The sequence below is a fragment of the Alkalibaculum sporogenes genome (assembly GCF_009362815.1).
Lineage (GTDB): Bacteria > Bacillota > Clostridia > Eubacteriales > Alkalibacteraceae > Alkalibaculum_A > Alkalibaculum_A sporogenes.
Genome location: NZ_WHNX01000045.1, coordinates 1 through 15,839, shown reverse-complemented (window position 1 = coordinate 15,839; position 15,839 = coordinate 1). Strand labels below are relative to the sequence as shown.

At 32.0% G+C, this 15,839-nt stretch carries 13 protein-coding genes, 5 tRNA genes and 1 rRNA gene; all 19 read left to right on the top strand.

Annotated features, from left to right (window positions below):
• Positions 1-282 precede the first annotated feature (282 nt).
• Positions 283-1,191 (top strand): Ppx/GppA phosphatase family protein, encoded by a 909-nt coding sequence (locus tag GC105_RS15530; RefSeq protein WP_193708448.1) that lies wholly within the window; start codon positions 283-285, stop codon positions 1,189-1,191.
• A 59-nt stretch (positions 1,192-1,250) separates the two neighbouring features.
• Positions 1,251-1,339, top strand: a tRNA-Leu gene (locus GC105_RS15525).
• Positions 1,340-1,493: 154 nt separating this feature from the next.
• Positions 1,494-1,570: transfer RNA gene (locus GC105_RS15520), tRNA-Met, on the top strand.
• A 12-nt stretch (positions 1,571-1,582) separates the two neighbouring features.
• Positions 1,583-1,659: transfer RNA gene (locus GC105_RS15515), tRNA-Met, on the top strand.
• A 24-nt stretch (positions 1,660-1,683) separates the two neighbouring features.
• A tRNA-Glu gene (locus GC105_RS15510) sits at positions 1,684-1,758 on the top strand.
• 160 nt (positions 1,759-1,918) lie between these two features.
• Positions 1,919-1,994, top strand: a tRNA-Val gene (locus GC105_RS15505).
• Positions 1,995-2,191: 197 nt separating this feature from the next.
• Positions 2,192-4,555, top strand: coding sequence for a stage II sporulation protein E (spoIIE, locus tag GC105_RS15500; RefSeq protein WP_193708447.1), 2,364 nt, complete (start codon positions 2,192-2,194; stop codon positions 4,553-4,555).
• Positions 4,556-4,851: 296 nt separating this feature from the next.
• On the top strand, positions 4,852-6,240 hold the full coding sequence (gene tilS, locus GC105_RS15495; RefSeq protein ID WP_193708446.1) for a tRNA lysidine(34) synthetase TilS: 1,389 nt from the start codon (positions 4,852-4,854) through the stop codon (positions 6,238-6,240).
• Position 6,241: 1 nt separating this feature from the next.
• The gene (gene hpt, locus GC105_RS15490; RefSeq protein ID WP_152806649.1) at positions 6,242-6,781 is read left to right on the top strand and encodes a hypoxanthine phosphoribosyltransferase; all 540 of its coding nucleotides are present in this window, start codon (positions 6,242-6,244) and stop codon (positions 6,779-6,781) included.
• 100 nt (positions 6,782-6,881) lie between these two features.
• The gene (ftsH, locus tag GC105_RS15485) at positions 6,882-8,690 is read left to right on the top strand and encodes an ATP-dependent zinc metalloprotease FtsH (protein WP_152806647.1); all 1,809 of its coding nucleotides are present in this window, start codon (positions 6,882-6,884) and stop codon (positions 8,688-8,690) included.
• A 54-nt stretch (positions 8,691-8,744) separates the two neighbouring features.
• Positions 8,745-9,389, top strand: a complete 645-nt coding sequence (locus GC105_RS15480) for an HAD hydrolase-like protein (protein ID WP_152806645.1) — start codon at positions 8,745-8,747, stop codon at positions 9,387-9,389.
• A gap of 16 nt (positions 9,390-9,405) precedes the next feature.
• Positions 9,406-9,795 carry a thioesterase family protein gene (locus GC105_RS15475; protein WP_152806643.1) on the top strand — a complete coding sequence of 130 codons (390 nt, stop codon included), beginning with the start codon at positions 9,406-9,408 and terminating at the stop codon, positions 9,793-9,795.
• A 104-nt stretch (positions 9,796-9,899) separates the two neighbouring features.
• Complete coding sequence (locus GC105_RS15470) at positions 9,900-10,478, top strand: ECF transporter S component (protein ID WP_152806641.1); 579 nt, start codon at positions 9,900-9,902, stop codon at positions 10,476-10,478.
• Positions 10,479-10,497: 19 nt separating this feature from the next.
• Positions 10,498-11,268 carry a type III pantothenate kinase gene (locus tag GC105_RS15465; protein WP_343030060.1) on the top strand — a complete coding sequence of 257 codons (771 nt, stop codon included), beginning with the start codon at positions 10,498-10,500 and terminating at the stop codon, positions 11,266-11,268.
• Between the two features lie 7 nt (positions 11,269-11,275).
• Positions 11,276-12,226, top strand: coding sequence for a tRNA dihydrouridine synthase DusB (dusB, locus tag GC105_RS15460; protein WP_152806639.1), 951 nt, complete (start codon positions 11,276-11,278; stop codon positions 12,224-12,226).
• Between the two features lie 64 nt (positions 12,227-12,290).
• The gene (locus tag GC105_RS15455) at positions 12,291-13,199 is read left to right on the top strand and encodes a hypothetical protein (RefSeq protein ID WP_152806637.1); all 909 of its coding nucleotides are present in this window, start codon (positions 12,291-12,293) and stop codon (positions 13,197-13,199) included.
• A 28-nt stretch (positions 13,200-13,227) separates the two neighbouring features.
• Positions 13,228-13,707: a transcription elongation factor GreA gene (gene greA / locus GC105_RS15450; RefSeq protein WP_152806635.1), complete on the top strand. Its 480-nt coding sequence runs from the start codon at positions 13,228-13,230 to the stop codon at positions 13,705-13,707.
• Positions 13,708-13,722: 15 nt separating this feature from the next.
• Entirely contained in the window at positions 13,723-15,201 is a 1,479-nt protein-coding gene (gene lysS / locus GC105_RS15445; protein ID WP_152806633.1) for a lysine--tRNA ligase, read from the top strand.
• 537 nt (positions 15,202-15,738) lie between these two features.
• Positions 15,739-15,839: ribosomal RNA gene (locus GC105_RS15440) — 16S ribosomal RNA — on the top strand; the annotation flags it as partial.

Below are 15,839 nucleotides of genomic sequence, written 5' to 3'. Positions count from 1 at the left end.
GCAGACATTTGGCGAATGTCCGCGTAGCGAAATAGACGAGGGAAGCGAGTATGTTTCGGATACGTGAAAGCCAAGCGTCTGCAAGCAGACGCGAAAGGACGATGAAAAGAAAGAGAAACAGGCGAAGCATGTTTGACTGTCTTTGAAGAGGAATAAATGTCTGCTTGCAGACATTTGGCGAATGTCCGCGTAGCGAAATAGACGAGGGAAGCGAGTATGTTTCGGATACGTGAAAGCCAAGCGTCTGCAAGCAGACGCGAAAGGATGATTGGAGGATATATTATGCAAAAATATTCTATTATTGATATTGGCACTAATTCAACAAGATTGTTAGTAGCTAGTGTTGAGGATAAAAAGATAGTTAATAGAGAAAAATATTTGATTTCAACGAGATTAGGACAAGGTGTAGATAGTAATAAACTCATAAACAAAGAAACTCTGGAAAAAAATATAGATGCTTTAAGAGAGTTTAAAGAAATAAGCGAAAGTTATGGTGTAGTGGATTATATTATATTTGGGACAAGTGCACTTAGAGATGCTAAAAACAGTAATGATTTTGTAAGATTGGCACAAGAGAAATTACAACTATCGGTAAATATTATTGAGGGTAGGTTAGAAGCGGAGTATGCTTTCTTAGGAGTTAGACAAGTATTCCAAAATCAAGATATTGTTATCATGGATATTGGAGGTGGTAGTACTGAAGTAGTATATGCGTCTAAAGGTAAAATAATTAATAGTAATAGCCTGAATATTGGCGCGGTAAGACTAACGGAAAGATTTATAAAGAACGATCCACCGTTAGATGAAGAATTAGAAAAAATGAGAATATATATTAATAAAATGTTGAGAGATAACTTAACTAGTACAACAGAAGAATTTGAGCTTATAGGAATAGGCGGTACCGCTACTACCATATCTGCTATAAAGCAATCTTTAAGGAAATATGAGCCAGAAAAAATTCAAGGGAGTACTGTCTTGCGATCAGAGTTAGATAGAATTGAAGGTGAATTAACTACTTTAAGCGATAGTAAACGTAAAGAAATAATAGGGCTAAACCCACAGAGATCCGATATTATAAGCGCGGGAGCAATAATATTAGAGTCTATACTTGATTATTACGAAAAGGATCTATTTATTGTAAGTGATTATGATAATTTAGAGGGAGCTTTATTTAATTATCTAAAAATCTAAAAAAGATATTGACGAATAGTCGTGGTTATATTATAATAACTTTTGTCCCTAAAAGACATGCCGGAGTGGCGGAACTGGCAGACGCACAGGACTTAAAATCCTGCGATCCTAATAGATCGTATCGGTTCGATTCCGATCTTCGGCACCAATTATAGCAATTAGCTATAAATAGCTAAATATTAGCAAGAATTTAAGTTGCTAGGGGCAAGAAAATATGTAATACATTTAGGTGTAGTTAACTAGAAGGTAATACATGTAAGCTAGCAAAAAAAAGTAATTAATAATAGCTAGTAGCATAATAGCGCGGGGTGGAGCAGTTTGGAAGCTCGTCGGGCTCATAACCCGGAGGTCGTAGGTTCAAATCCTGCCCCCGCAACCATAACAACAACATGGCGGCGTAGCTCAGTTGGCTAGAGCATACGGTTCATACCCGTAGTGTCAGCGGTTCAAATCCGTTCGCCGCTACCATTTTTTTGTTAAATTGATTGTCTAGGCCCCTTGGTCAAGCGGTTAAGACACCGCCCTTTCACGGCGGTTACAGGGGTTCGAATCCCCTAGGGGTCACCATAAAAACAACGAATAAGTAACAACAAATATTAAAAACAAAAACAATGCAATACGCAGGATTCGAACCCTGAGAGGGTTTCGGAAGGGTGCGAAGCAATTTAATATGCTAAATGCATATTAAATAGTGGAGAAATCTCTGAACGTATATATAACTAATCATGGTCGCATAGCTCAGCTGGGAGAGCACCTGCCTTACAAGCAGGGGGTCATAGGTTCGAGCCCTATTGCGACCACCATTATATAATATAATCAATAATTTAAAATTCAAAATACTAATTATACAAATCTGTATGTTAGTATTTTTTTTGTTATTCTAATACACTAGTAAAGTTATTAGAGTGTCTATAAACACTTATATCTACTCGCATATTTTTACAAATATTTTGGACAAGTTTTGCTATAATCTTGGTAATTGTAAATGGGAGGTTTTGCTATGCCCTCAAATGATCAGAGTGTTATACGGCACAAGAAGATAAAAAGCAGGATGGCGAATTATGAGATACATAAGAGTTTTATATCTAGTAAGGATCTATTTATTATTTTATGCGGAATTATTATAAGTAGGGGAAATTTCACTTCATATTTAATGCCATTTGGATATGCATTATTTGGTTATATACTATATTATGATAAAAGAAAATGGTGGTTAGGTGTATCTATATTACTTGGTATATTTAGTACAGGTGAGTATATGATAGTGACTAAAAATATAATAATTTACTTTGTAATGACATTTGGATACATAAGATTATATAAGAAAATTACAAAAAAATGGCAAGTCGGATTATTAGTAAGTTGTAGTGTGATTATGGTAGGGGTTGTAATGAACATTTTCAGGTCAAACTATTTGTTCGATACAGCACTTGTAATTGTAGAAGGATTACTGTCGTTTTCGCTTTTTTACATATACTTAACAGCAATGAACTTGTTTATTAATAGAAATAGAAAGCTTTATTCTAATCAAGAAATTGTGTGTTTAGCTATCTTTGTATCTATATTAATACTAGGTTTAAATAATTTGATGCTTTACAAGTTTTCAGTATCTACAATTTTGTCAGTATTTATAATTCTGTTGTTTAGCAATGAAATAGGTGTAGGTGTGTCAGCGCCATTAGGTATGACTTTAGGATTAGTTCTAAATCTTAGTACTAACTCAAATCCTCTATTTATAGTTGTCTATGGTTTATGTGGAATTATATCAGGACTATTTAAAGAAATGGGTAAAGTGGCAGTTGTAATAGGATTTATTCTTAGTAATGCAATGTTAGCATTTTATTTAAATGGTTCAACAGAAGTGTTTATTCGTATAGAAGAAATACTAATAGCTGCAATTATGTTTCTGGTTATTCCTAGTTCTACATGGGATAAGGTGAATTTTTTTAACTATGATAAGGTAGATGAGTCTTATCAGGGGTTTTGCAAAGAAAGAATTAATGAAGGCTTGCGTAAAAAACTAAATAAATATGCAATACTATTAAATCAGATGGGGACAAGCTTTTTTGATACAGATGATAATGTGTTTTATAAAGAAATTTATGATAAAGCCTTAGAAAGGATAACAGACAGCATATGTAAAGAGTGTTATTTAGTATCTAGGTGTTGGAAAACTGATGCTGAAAACACGTATAATATGATTATAGATGTAGTGGAAGAATTAGAGAATAATGATGCATATCAAGATAAAAATATCTCAAACTTTAAAAATAAGTGTATACATGATGAACAAGTATTAGTGTTACTTAAATCTGAAATAAGATATATAACCCTTGAGAAAGAGATGTCTATAAGGATAAAAGAAAATAATCAATTGATTTCTAATCAACTTAAATTCACAGGGCAACTACTAGATGATTTAAAAACTAATTTAAGTGATAAGTGGCTAATAAAATCAGAAGAAGAAAGAGATATTCGAATAGAACTTGATAAGAATGATATTAATATTCATAATATTTTTGTCGTACAAGAGCGGAATGGTCGGTATAAAGTGACTATCACAAGTACTAAAGAATTAAATGATTATATTGGTAAAGATATTATCCCAAGATTAGTATCAAATATATTAAATACAAAAATGATTTTAGAAGAAGATTTATGTTCATATGATAATAGAGGGGGATGTTTGTTAACGTATAGTGAGTTATCACAGTATAGAGTTAGTACTGGCTTAGTTAGATTCTCTAGTAAGAAAGATGAACAGAGTGGAGATATATTTTCTGATAAAATTCTAGATAATGGGAGTAGAATATTGGCTTTATGTGATGGTATGGGAGTAGGAGATAATGCTTATCAAGAAAGTGATACTACTATGAATTTGCTAGAGAAATTTATGGAAGCCGAGATTGACAAGACAATTATGGTCAAAACTATAAACTCGATTTTAATGCTGAGAAACGAAAAAGAAGTATTCTCAACATTGGATTATATTGTCTTCGATCAATTTACCGGGGAGGCAGAGTTTAATAAAATTGGTGCAGCCATAACACTTGTCATAAAAAATGGTGAAGTGAAATTAATACGTGGGCAATCCTTACCAGTAGGTATACTTGAGGAGATTAGAATTGAATCAATATCAATGAAATTAAATCAAGGTGATTTAATTATTATGATGACAGACGGTATTTTTGAATGTTATGATAATCCTGAAAAGGTGGAGTTATGGGTAATTAATACTATTAATAAGATTACATCCAAGAATCCTCAAAAGATAGCAGATGAACTTTACAATCACTTTATATCAATATGTCATGAACCAAGTGATGATATTACAATATTAGTAGGAAAGGTTTGGTGTACTTAATCTAACTAGACGTATTGATGTGATGCTTTATCGTCATAGATGATGTGGATTAAAAATGAGTAGTTTTTCAGTCTCACTTTATTAATAATAATAGAATACTCTAGTGTAGTTTGAAAAAGAGATATAGAACTATCTCTTTTTCAATTATGTTGAAGGTAATGAGCCGTGGATATATTTACAGACCTTGGGGAGAGTAGTGTATTGGCAGAGAAAAATGCAGAGCGTGTTTTTTGTAGTTGATACTGTATGTTAAAACATATAGAATAGTGATAAGTTTTTAGATGGGTGGTGAGTTTATGAAGGATAAAGTTTTAGATTATATAAAACAAAATGAAATGTTTAGCAGTGGTGATAAAGTTATTGTTGGCGTTTCAGGCGGAGTAGACTCTGTTGCACTAACACACCTTTTAAATGACATTAAAGATCAGTACCAATTGAGCTTAATCGTTTGCCATTTAAATCATATGATTCGCGGACAAGAAGCAGATGAAGATGAATTATTCGTGAAAAATCTATGTAATGTATTAGAACTTGAATTTTACAGTAAAAGATTAGATATAGTAAAACTTGCTAGTTCAAGAAAGAAGTCTATAGAAGAGACAGGAAGAGAAGAAAGATATAAGTTTTTTGATGAAATAAGAGTTAAAAATAAAGTAGACAAAATAGCATTGGGACATCATAAAGATGATAATGTGGAAACAATATTTATGAGGTTTATTCGTGGGACTGGCATTAAAGGTTTAAGAGGTATAGCGCCAAAAAGAGCTGATGGTGTGGTTAGACCATTACTATGTGTATCTAAAAAAGATGTGCTTGAATATGTAAGTGAAAATGATTTGAAAAGCAGGTTTGATAGAAGTAATCTTGAAACTGATTACCATCGCAACAAACTAAGGTTAGAGGTTATTCCGTATATGGAAAGCTTGAATCCTAATTTTTCTACTGGCATTGTTAATTTAGGTTTCATATGTGAAAATTATTATGATTTTATACAAGAACATGTAAGAACAACCATAGAATTAGTAACGGAATGTGGTAAGATAAACATATGTGAATTTATTCAATTGCATGAAGTTTTGAAAACTGAGATATTAATAGAGCTCATAAATAAGTTTGATAGTGCTAGTAGTATAGAACACCAACATATTAAAATTATTTTAAATAAATTAAAGGACAATAAAAGTACTGTTTGGACAATAGATTTACCAAATGGTATAAAAATGATTAGGCAATATAATTATCTAATTTTGGATAAAGAAAAGGAAATATTAAAACCAGAGAGTTTTAGATATGAATTATTATTAAACAAATTTTATGTTTTGCCTAAGATAAATTTAACTATTAATGTTATAGTAGTACCTACTGAAAAATGTAATTTGACGAATAAGAGGAATAAAGGGTATTTTGACTATGATAAAATAATTCAAGAAGGTGATGTAATATATTTAAGAAGTAGGGTAGAAGGTGATAAAATCGAGCCAGTTGGTCTTACTGGAACTAAGAAAATAAAAGATATATTAATAGACAAGAAGATTCCGGCAAATAAACGTTGGAAGATTCCTATAATTTCTGTTGACAATAAAGTGGTATGGATAGTAGGCTATCATAAGAGTAGAAAATTTACTATATCTAACGATACTAAGAAAGTATTAATGATATCTTATTTCTATCATAAGGAGGAATAAAATGAGAAAAGACATAAAAGAGATATTAATTAATGAAGTAACATTACAGCGTAGAATTGATGAATTAGGGGTAGAAATAACAAAAGATTATGAGGGAAAAAATCCTCTTATAATATGTGTGTTAAAAGGTGCAGTTTTATTTATGGCAGATTTAGTACAGAGGATAGATACGACATTAGAAATGGATTTTATGGCTATTTCAAGTTATGGCGATTCTACAAAGACTTCTGGTCAAGTAAGAATTCTAAAAGATTTAGAAAAGAGTGTTGAAAATCGTGATATACTGATTGTCGAAGATATTGTGGATAGTGGACTCACATTAGCATACATTATTAACTTATTGAGAGAAAGAAATGCAAATAGTATAAAAGTATGTACTTTGTTAGAAAAACCTGCTAGGAGAGTTGCACAAGTAAAAATGGACTATATAGGTTTTGAGGTGCCTGATGAATTTGTAGTAGGTTACGGTCTTGATTATGCGGAGAGATATAGAAATTTACCTTATATAGGAATATTGAAGGAAGAAATTTATAATACTTAAGTTTATAAATTGTATTATGTAATATAATGTGATAAAATTATTTATTGTTTAACCCGTTAGGGGAAGTGTTGTTTACTTATAGTGAGAGGAGTGTGAAGGATTGAACAAATATTTAAGGATTATAGGTTTTTATTTAGTAATATTGGTTATAATAGCAGTTGTTTTATCGAATTTTAATACTGGTCAGGATACTCCTACAACTATAACATACTCTGAATTGATATCAGGAATTTCAAATAATACAGTGAAGGAACTAACTGTAGATACTGATAAGTATATAGTTACAGGGACTCGTACTAGTGGAGAAAAGTTTCAAGCTGTAGTGTTACCAAGTGGGTTTGCCGAATATTTAAATGGTTATTTAGAGACAGCACCAGATGGAGCAGTTGATGCTGCCTTCAAGGAGCCAGAACAAGCACCATGGTGGTTTACGATATTACCATCCCTATTCTTAATAGTTATAATGGTAGTGTTCTTCTTGATGTTTACACAGCAGTCTGGAGGCGGTGGCGGAAAAGTCATGTCCTTTGGAAAAAGCAAGGCAAGACTTCATACGCCTTCAAAGAAATCTGTTAGTTTTAAAGATGTAGCTGGAGCAAATGAGGAAAAAGAAGAACTGGAAGAGATAGTTGATTTCTTAAAAGCTCCTGTTAGGTATTTAGAATTAGGTGCGAAAATACCTAAGGGTGTTCTCTTAGTAGGGCCTCCTGGGACAGGCAAGACTTTACTGGCTCGTGCTGTTGCTGGAGAAGCGGGTGTTCCATTCTTTAGTATTAGTGGTTCAGATTTTGTAGAAATGTTTGTTGGGGTAGGTGCATCTAGAGTACGTGATTTATTTGAAACGGCTAAGAAAAATGCACCATGTATCATATTTATAGATGAGATTGATGCCGTTGGACGACAAAGAGGAGCAGGTCTAGGCGGAGGTCATGACGAACGTGAACAGACGCTAAATCAGTTGCTAGTTGAGATGGATGGTTTTGGTGATAATGAAGGGATTATAATGATAGCAGCAACAAACCGACCAGATATACTTGATCCAGCGTTATTAAGACCAGGTAGATTTGATAGACAAATTCTAGTAGGTGTTCCAGATTTAAAAGGTAGAGAAGAAATACTACAAGTTCACATTAAGGATAAGCCTTTAGATGAATCTGTGGACTTAAGAATTATAGCAAAGAGTACACCTGGGTTTTCTGGGGCAGATTTAGAAAATATTATGAATGAATCAGCTTTGCTAGCCGCTAGAAAAAAGATAAAAAAAATTACTATGCTAGAATTAGAAGAAGCCATTAAGAGAGTAATTGCTGGACCAGAGAAAAAGAGTAAGATTATAACAGAACAAGATAAAAAAATTACTGCTGTCCACGAAGCAGGTCATGCCATCGTAATGAAGGTGTTGCCAAATTCTGATTCAGTACATGAAATATCTATAATACCTAGGGGCATGGCGGCAGGTTACACTATATCATTGCCCGACGATGATAATATGCATATGTCAAAAGCAAAATTATTAGATAATATTGTTGGATTGTTAGGCGGAAGAGCTGCAGAAAAGATAGTATTAGAGGATATTTGTACTGGCGCAAGTAATGATATAGAAAGAGCGACAGATATTGCAAGGAAGATGGTTACTGAATTTGGAATGAGTGATTATCTAGGACCAATGACATTTGGTAGTAAACACAATGAAGTGTTTATCGGTAAAGACTTATCTAGAGGCAGAAACTACAGTGAAGAAGTAGCAGCGGCTATCGATAAAGAAATAAGGACGATCATTAGTGACTGTTATAAAAAAGCTCTTGGCATTTTAGAAGAGCATAGAGTAAAACTAGACTTAATCACAGATACATTGCTTGCAAAAGAGTCAATTAACAGTGTGGAATTTAACGAATTATTTAATTCATAAAAAATACCCATCCTTTTCAAAAGGATGGTATTTTACTATAGAGGGAGATGACATATGAGGTATAAAGCAGTAGTATTTGATTTTGATGGAACAATTGTTGATTCGGAAGAAGGTATCGCAATAGGTTTTCAGCATGCTCTAAAATCTCAAGGTATTTCAGAAGATTTAGAAGTTATAAAGAGTTTAATTGGACCACCTTTATCTAGAACGATTATTACTAAATATGGTTTAAGTGAAGAAGATGGTGAAAAAGCAATGCAGTTACACAGAGAGTATTACACTGAGATTGGCATATATCAATGTAAATTATATCCTTTGATAATAGAGATGCTTGAAGGTTTAAAGGCTATGGGAGTAAAAATGATGATTGCTACAAATAAAGCAGAGTCTTATGCTATAGAACAAATTAAGTATTGTGAAATAGGACAGTATTTTACATGTGTAGTAGGTAATAATGAAACTCAAACTAGAGGAACCAAAGCTGAATTTATAGATATTGCTATTGGAGATTTAGGAATTAATAAAAATGAGATTATGATGGTAGGTGATCGATATAATGATATCGAAGCTGGTAAAGAAGCTCACCTTGACACTGTCGGTGTTACTTATGGATATGGGAGCATAACTGAGATTAATGATATAGCACCAACATATATCATTAATAGTCCATTAGAATTAATAGATATAGTAAAAGGCTAATTAGGAGAGTAATTATATGAGTTTAAGTAAATATATTGGAAGTATGAATAAGATAGAGAAGAAAGTAAGAGAAACAGAAACTGCCATGGCATTTGGCAGTGGTGAAATAGAAGTGTACTCTACGCCAAATATGATTGGGTTAATGGAGAATGCTGCTCTTTCATTAGTTCAACCAATGTTGGAGAAAGGATATTCTACTGTAGGTACTAGGGTGGACATAAAGCATATAGCTGCAACCCCTGTAGGGATGAAAGTCACTGTGCAAGCAGAGTTGATCGAGGTTGATAGGAAAAGGCTAGTTTTTAATGTAAGTGCTTGGGATGAAAAAGAAATGATTGGTGAAGGAATTCACGAACGATTCGTAGTAGAAATAAAAAAATTCATGGAAAAAGTTCAAAACAAATAGTAAAAAAATATTATTATATATTGTATTAAGTATTAGACTTTGATAGAATAGCCATATTAAAAATTGTCTTGTATCCTGATGGAACGAGAACAGGAGGAATATCAATGAATAAAAATATAAATAAAACTACTAGGCTAACCTTTATGGGAGTTATGTTAGCGTTAACAGTCATATTTGTATTTGCTACTGTGTTACCCAGTTTCGCTGTTAGTATAGCATTAGTATTATTTTTACCCACATTATTAACCGGAATTATATACGGACCTACTTCTGGTGCGATTATGGGGGCTTGTGCTGGTGCAGCTACGTTACTAAGAGCTTTATTTTTCCCTTTATCACCATTTGATTATTTTTTTATTAATCCATTGGTTTCTGTTTTGCCTAGAATATTTATTGGAGTGGTTGCATATTATGTATTTGCTCTACTACGAGACAAACTAAAGGCTAATCATATAATAAGCGTTGCTATCGGTGCAAGCATGGGAACTTTAACAAATACTGTTCTTGTAGTTGGTATGTTGTATTTAGTAAATGGTGAAATTATGGTTGAAGCTATGGGTATGGGATTTATAGTAGGTCTAGGAACACTATTTTTAGCAAATGGAATTATTGAGATAGTTGCTACTGCAATTGTTGTACCAATTGTATATGAAACTTATACCAGATACTTAAAAACGAAATAAGATTGAGAAGTGATAAAAAGTGTTATTAGCAATTGATGTAGGAAATACTAACATAGAACTTGGTGTGTTTAATGGTGAAGAATTAATAGGTACATGGAGAATGACCACTAAAACCATTCGAACATCAGATGAATATGGAATACTTATCACTGCTTTATTAAGTAATGATAATATAAACCGTCATAATATTATTGGAGTGATTATATCATCTGTAGTACCTAATATAATGTATTCATTAACAAATAGTATTAAAAAATACTTCAAGATAGAACCTATACTAGTTGGTCCAGGCATAAAAACGGGAATTTCTATTCAGACGGAAAATCCAAAAGAAGTTGGTGCTGATAGAATTTGTGATATAGTTGGAGCGTATTATACCTATGGTGGGCCAGCTATTGTTATCGATTTTGGGACAGCTACAACCTATGATTTTGTGACAAAAGATGGTGTATTTAACGCTGCGGTTACAGCACCAGGCATACAAATATCTGCAGATGCTTTATGGAGCAAAGCTGCAAAATTACCCAATATAGAAATAGAAAAGCCAAACAGCATCCTTGCCAGAAATACTGTAACTAGTATGCAAGCTGGTTTAGTATATGGTTATATAGGTCAAGTTGAGTATATTGTAAAAAAAATTAAAGAAGAAACTGGTTGTAATGACGCTAAAGTAATATCCACAGGTGGGTATGCTAAAATAATAATGTCAGAGACAAAAGTAATAGATATACATGATCCAGTTCTTTCATTGAAAGGTATTAAACTCATTTACGAGAAAAATTTAATTTAGGTGAATTATGAATATTGGGGATTTTAGATTACAAAACAAATATATATTAGCACCAATGGCAGGGATAACAGACCTGCCTTTTAGATTATTATGTAAAGAACAAGGATGTGGGCTAGTAACTACTGAAATGATTAGTGCTAAAGGACTGTATTACAAGGATCAAAAGACAAAAATGCTTATGAAAACATCCGTAGAAGAAGGGCCTGTGGCTATTCAAATATTTGGAAGTGATCCTAAGGTGATGTCAGATGCAGTGAAAGAGCATATTAATGATTTGGAATTTAATATTATCGATATAAATGCAGGCTGTCCAGCACCAAAGATTGTTAAAAATCAAGATGGGTCAGCACTAATGAAGAACCCTGATCTAATAGGAGAAATAATATATAATATAGTAAAAATAACCCATATACCTGTAACAATTAAAATTCGTGCAGGTTGGGATAAAAATAATATAAATGCTGTAGAGGTAGCAAAAATAGCACAAGAAGCAGGAGCTCAAGCAATTACAGTACATGGGAGAACAAGAGACCAATTTTACACAGGTCTAAGTGACTGGCAAATAATTAGAGAAGTTAAAGAAAATGTCACAATTCCAGTTATAGGAAATGGCGATATAAAATCTTATGAAGATGCTAGAAGTTTACTTGATTCGACAAAATGTGATGGTATAATGGTTGGAAGAGCTGCATTAGGAAATCCATGGATATTTAGTAATCTCATAAAAGAGTCAGATGATTCTATTGAAGATTCGCTAAAGATTCAAACAGCAATAAGGCATATGAATTTACTACTTTCTATAAAACCAGAAAAGGTTGTGGTAGGAGAGATTAGAAAACATGTGGGTTGGTATACTAAAGGTCTTAGAGGTTCTGCTGATTTAAGGAATAGTATAAACAAGACTAGCACAGTTGATGAAGTTATCGATATGTTAAATGATTATTTGCAATCAATATAAAAAAATAAATATAATTTTATTATTTTAGCATATACATTAAATAAAAAACTGTGAGTGGAATATTATGAATAAGTTTGGTTATATTATTAATCCTAAGGACACACAATTGTATCAATTATCTGGAGGGTTCAATAAAATTAAGTTAAATCTTCCGATTATAAAAGATGAAGTGATGAAGATTTCTGAGATATACGATAAAAATAATTGTTATATCGGTGATATTTTATCAATTCCAGAACATGAAAATCTCCAAGTTATAAAAGAAAAATTATTAAATTATATTAAAAAAAACAATCTAGAATTTATCTGTTTAGGGGATGCAGTAAGACGAAGTAAAATAAGTGAGCTAAATAACCATGAATTTATAACGGGTTTTAAAGGTGTGGCTTATGTAAGCACTTTGTACATTAATCAATACTTAGAAGATTTACTAAACAAGAGTATTTATGATGTTGAAATAATTATTGCTATCGATGAATTTAACTCTATTACTTATGAGTATATAAAATTTTTAAGTAGCAAAGTAAACTTTATGACACTAACAGGTTACAATATAGAACTTGATGAAAAAGTGCATGAAGAAATATATAATGATTATGGTATTAGTGTAGGTTTTTGTAAAGATTATAGGAAATTAAGTCCTAAATGGGATATATTTATTAACCTTAGTAGTAATATTCAGGCAAAATTTATCGATACCAATGCAACAAAGGGTATAATCATGGACCCATTTTTTTTAGTTAAACAATCAAGTGAAAAATCAAATATTAAATATATTAACAATTTAGGATTGTGTTCTAAAAATATAGTATTTTTTAATAAGTTGAATATAATTAATAGCATCTATTCACCCCAATTGATTGAGAGTTTAGCTAGAATAAAAAGCCCATATAGTACTGATGATATAATTGGATTAATTGAAAAAGAAATAAAAGAAAATGAGTATACATTAATTAATGATTCATTAATATAATATTAACTTGAAAAGGGGAATCACCATAATGGCTCAAAAAGAGTTTATACTAACATACGAAGGATTAAAAAAATTAGAAAATGATTTGGAGTATCTTAAAACCGTTAAAAGGCGAGAGATTGCTGAAAGGATTAAAGTAGCGAGAGAGTTTGGAGATATTAGTGAAAATGCCGAATACGATGAAGCTAAGAACGAACAAGCTTTCACAGAAGGAAAAATAGTTGAGATTGAGCACAAACTAAAAATAGCTAAAGTAATAGATGATGATGATATAGATACTGATACAGTAAGTATTGGCGCAACAGTTAAAGTAAAAGACATGGAATTTGATGAAGAATGTAAATTCGTAATTGTAGGATCAACTGAAGCAGATCCATATAAAGATAAAATTTCCAACGAATCACCTATAGGAGAAGCATTATTAGGTAAAAAAGTTGGAGATGTAGTGGTAGTGGAGATACCAGACGGAAACATTAGTTACGAGATACTAAAGATTAGCAAGAATTAATAAGGAGGACTTATATTGTCACAAGAAACTAATGATAATTTAAATGAGATATTGCAACTAAGAAAAGATAAACTGATTAATTTACAAAACAACAACAGGGATCCATTTCAAATTACAAAGTATGATGTAGATAATGATTCCAAAAATATTGAACTCAATTTTGATGAATTACAAGAAAAACAAGTTAGTTTAGCTGGTAGAATTATGTTGAAAAGAGGTCAAGGAAAAGTAAGTTTCTATGATTTACAAGATAATACGGGAAGAATTCAACTTTTTCTCAAAAAAGACTCTCTAGGAGAGGATTTATATAATGAGATAAAAACTTTAGATATAGGTGATATTGTAGGTGTAAAAGGAGAAGTTTTCAAAACAAAAATGGGTCAAATATCTATTAGAGTGCAAGAGATAATATTATTATGCAAATCATTACAGATATTACCTGAAAAGTTTCATGGATTAAAAGATCCAGATCTTAGATATAGACAGAGGTATGTTGACCTAATCATGGATACTAAAGTAAGAGAAGTATTCGTGACTAGGTCACTTATACAAAAATACATAAGGACATTTCTAGATGATAAGGGGTTTTTAGAAGTTGAAACACCAGTTTTATCTACACTGGCAGGTGGAGCAGCTGCAAGACCTTTTGCAACTCATCATAATGCATTAGATATAGATATGTATTTAAGAATAGCATTAGAACTACCGTTAAAGAGATTGATAGTTGGTGGGTTTGACAAGGTATATGAAATGAGCCGAGTTTTTAGAAATGAAGGTATGGATGCAACTCATAATCCAGAATTTACAATGTTAGAAACATACGAGGCCTATGCTGATTATAATGATGTAATGCAAATGGTAGAAGAACTACTGAATTTCCTTGTAAAGAAATTGTTTAATTCTGAAAGTGTAATATATCAAGAAAAAGAGATTAGCCTAAAGCCACCTTATAGAAAAATAAAGATGGTTGACTTGGTTACCGAAATTACTGGAGTAAATTTTGACAATATACGAGATCTTGAAGAGGCATATAAGCAAGCAGATATTTTAAAGCTAGAGTGCAATAAGAAAGAAAGTATAGGCGAAATTATAAATATTGCATTTGAACAATATGTTGAAGAAAAATTAATACAACCAACCTTCGTCACTCATCATCCTGTAGAGATATCACCATTAGCAAAAAAAGATTTCTCAGACCCTCGTTATACAGAGAGATTTGAACTATTTATTAATGGTGCTGAATATGCGAACGCATTTTCAGAGTTAAATGATCCAATTGATCAAAAATCAAGGTTTGCTCAGCAGATGGAAAAGAAAAATAATGGAGATGAAGAAGCGCATCCTTATGATAAAGATTTTATTAATGCTCTAGAAGTTGGAATGCCTCCCACAGGAGGACTTGGAGTAGGAATAGATAGACTGATAATGTTGTTTACAGATCAAAAGAGCATTCGAGACGTAATATTGTTTCCAACTATGAAACCAGAGAATTAAAACATTGTATATCTTAGTACTATATAACGATGTTTTAACATAACAGGTTTTATTAATTCCTTAATAATTATGTTAAGGGTGTGATTTAAGCATCCTTAGCGATATTATAAGGAATTTTTAATTATAGTGGTAGTAAGTTGAAGGGAGTATTAAAATTAATTTTTAAAGACTATTGACAAACAAGTAGAATGTATCTATAATAGTAAAGGTCGCCTGCGAAATACAGCATTGAGAAATTTGCTGGACATCAAATAAAATGTCGAAAAAGTAATAAAAGCAGTTGACAAAAAGGCTAAATTAGATTAATATAGTAAGAGTCGCTTCAAGGAAACAGGAGAGACAAAAATGTTACAACATAGGTATTTGAAAATAGAATAGTGCACACAACCTAAACAATTGAGAAGCAAGAGGCAAGAAGTGAGAGGTAAGAGAATATGAAGCATTTCGCAAGACGAAAAGCATCATTGAACTTAAGGATCACATCGAGCATCAGTAATCTTAAAAAGAAGTAACAAAAGTAATGCCAGCAAAATATTTATATTTGAGAGTTTGATCCTGGCTCAGGACGAACGCTGGCGGCGTGCCTAACACATGCAAGTCGAACGAGTTACTTAAGCTTGCTTAAGTAATTAGTGGCG

Bases quoted from the DNA above. Each gene is read 5' to 3' on its own strand.
- GC105_RS15530 (WP_193708448.1), top strand. From the start codon at position 283: ATGCAAAAATATTCTATTATTGATATTGGCACTAATTCAACAAGATTG.
- spoIIE (WP_193708447.1), top strand. From the start codon at position 2,192: ATGCCCTCAAATGATCAGAGTGTTATACGGCACAAGAAGATAAAAAGC.
- tilS (WP_193708446.1), top strand. From the start codon at position 4,852: ATGAAGGATAAAGTTTTAGATTATATAAAACAAAATGAAATGTTTAGC.
- hpt (WP_152806649.1), top strand. From the start codon at position 6,242: ATGAGAAAAGACATAAAAGAGATATTAATTAATGAAGTAACATTACAG.
- GC105_RS15480 (WP_152806645.1), top strand. From the start codon at position 8,745: ATGAGGTATAAAGCAGTAGTATTTGATTTTGATGGAACAATTGTTGAT.
- GC105_RS15475 (WP_152806643.1), top strand. From the start codon at position 9,406: ATGAGTTTAAGTAAATATATTGGAAGTATGAATAAGATAGAGAAGAAA.
- GC105_RS15470 (WP_152806641.1), top strand. From the start codon at position 9,900: ATGAATAAAAATATAAATAAAACTACTAGGCTAACCTTTATGGGAGTT.
- dusB (WP_152806639.1), top strand. From the start codon at position 11,276: ATGAATATTGGGGATTTTAGATTACAAAACAAATATATATTAGCACCA.
- GC105_RS15455 (WP_152806637.1), top strand. From the start codon at position 12,291: ATGAATAAGTTTGGTTATATTATTAATCCTAAGGACACACAATTGTAT.
- greA (WP_152806635.1), top strand. From the start codon at position 13,228: ATGGCTCAAAAAGAGTTTATACTAACATACGAAGGATTAAAAAAATTA.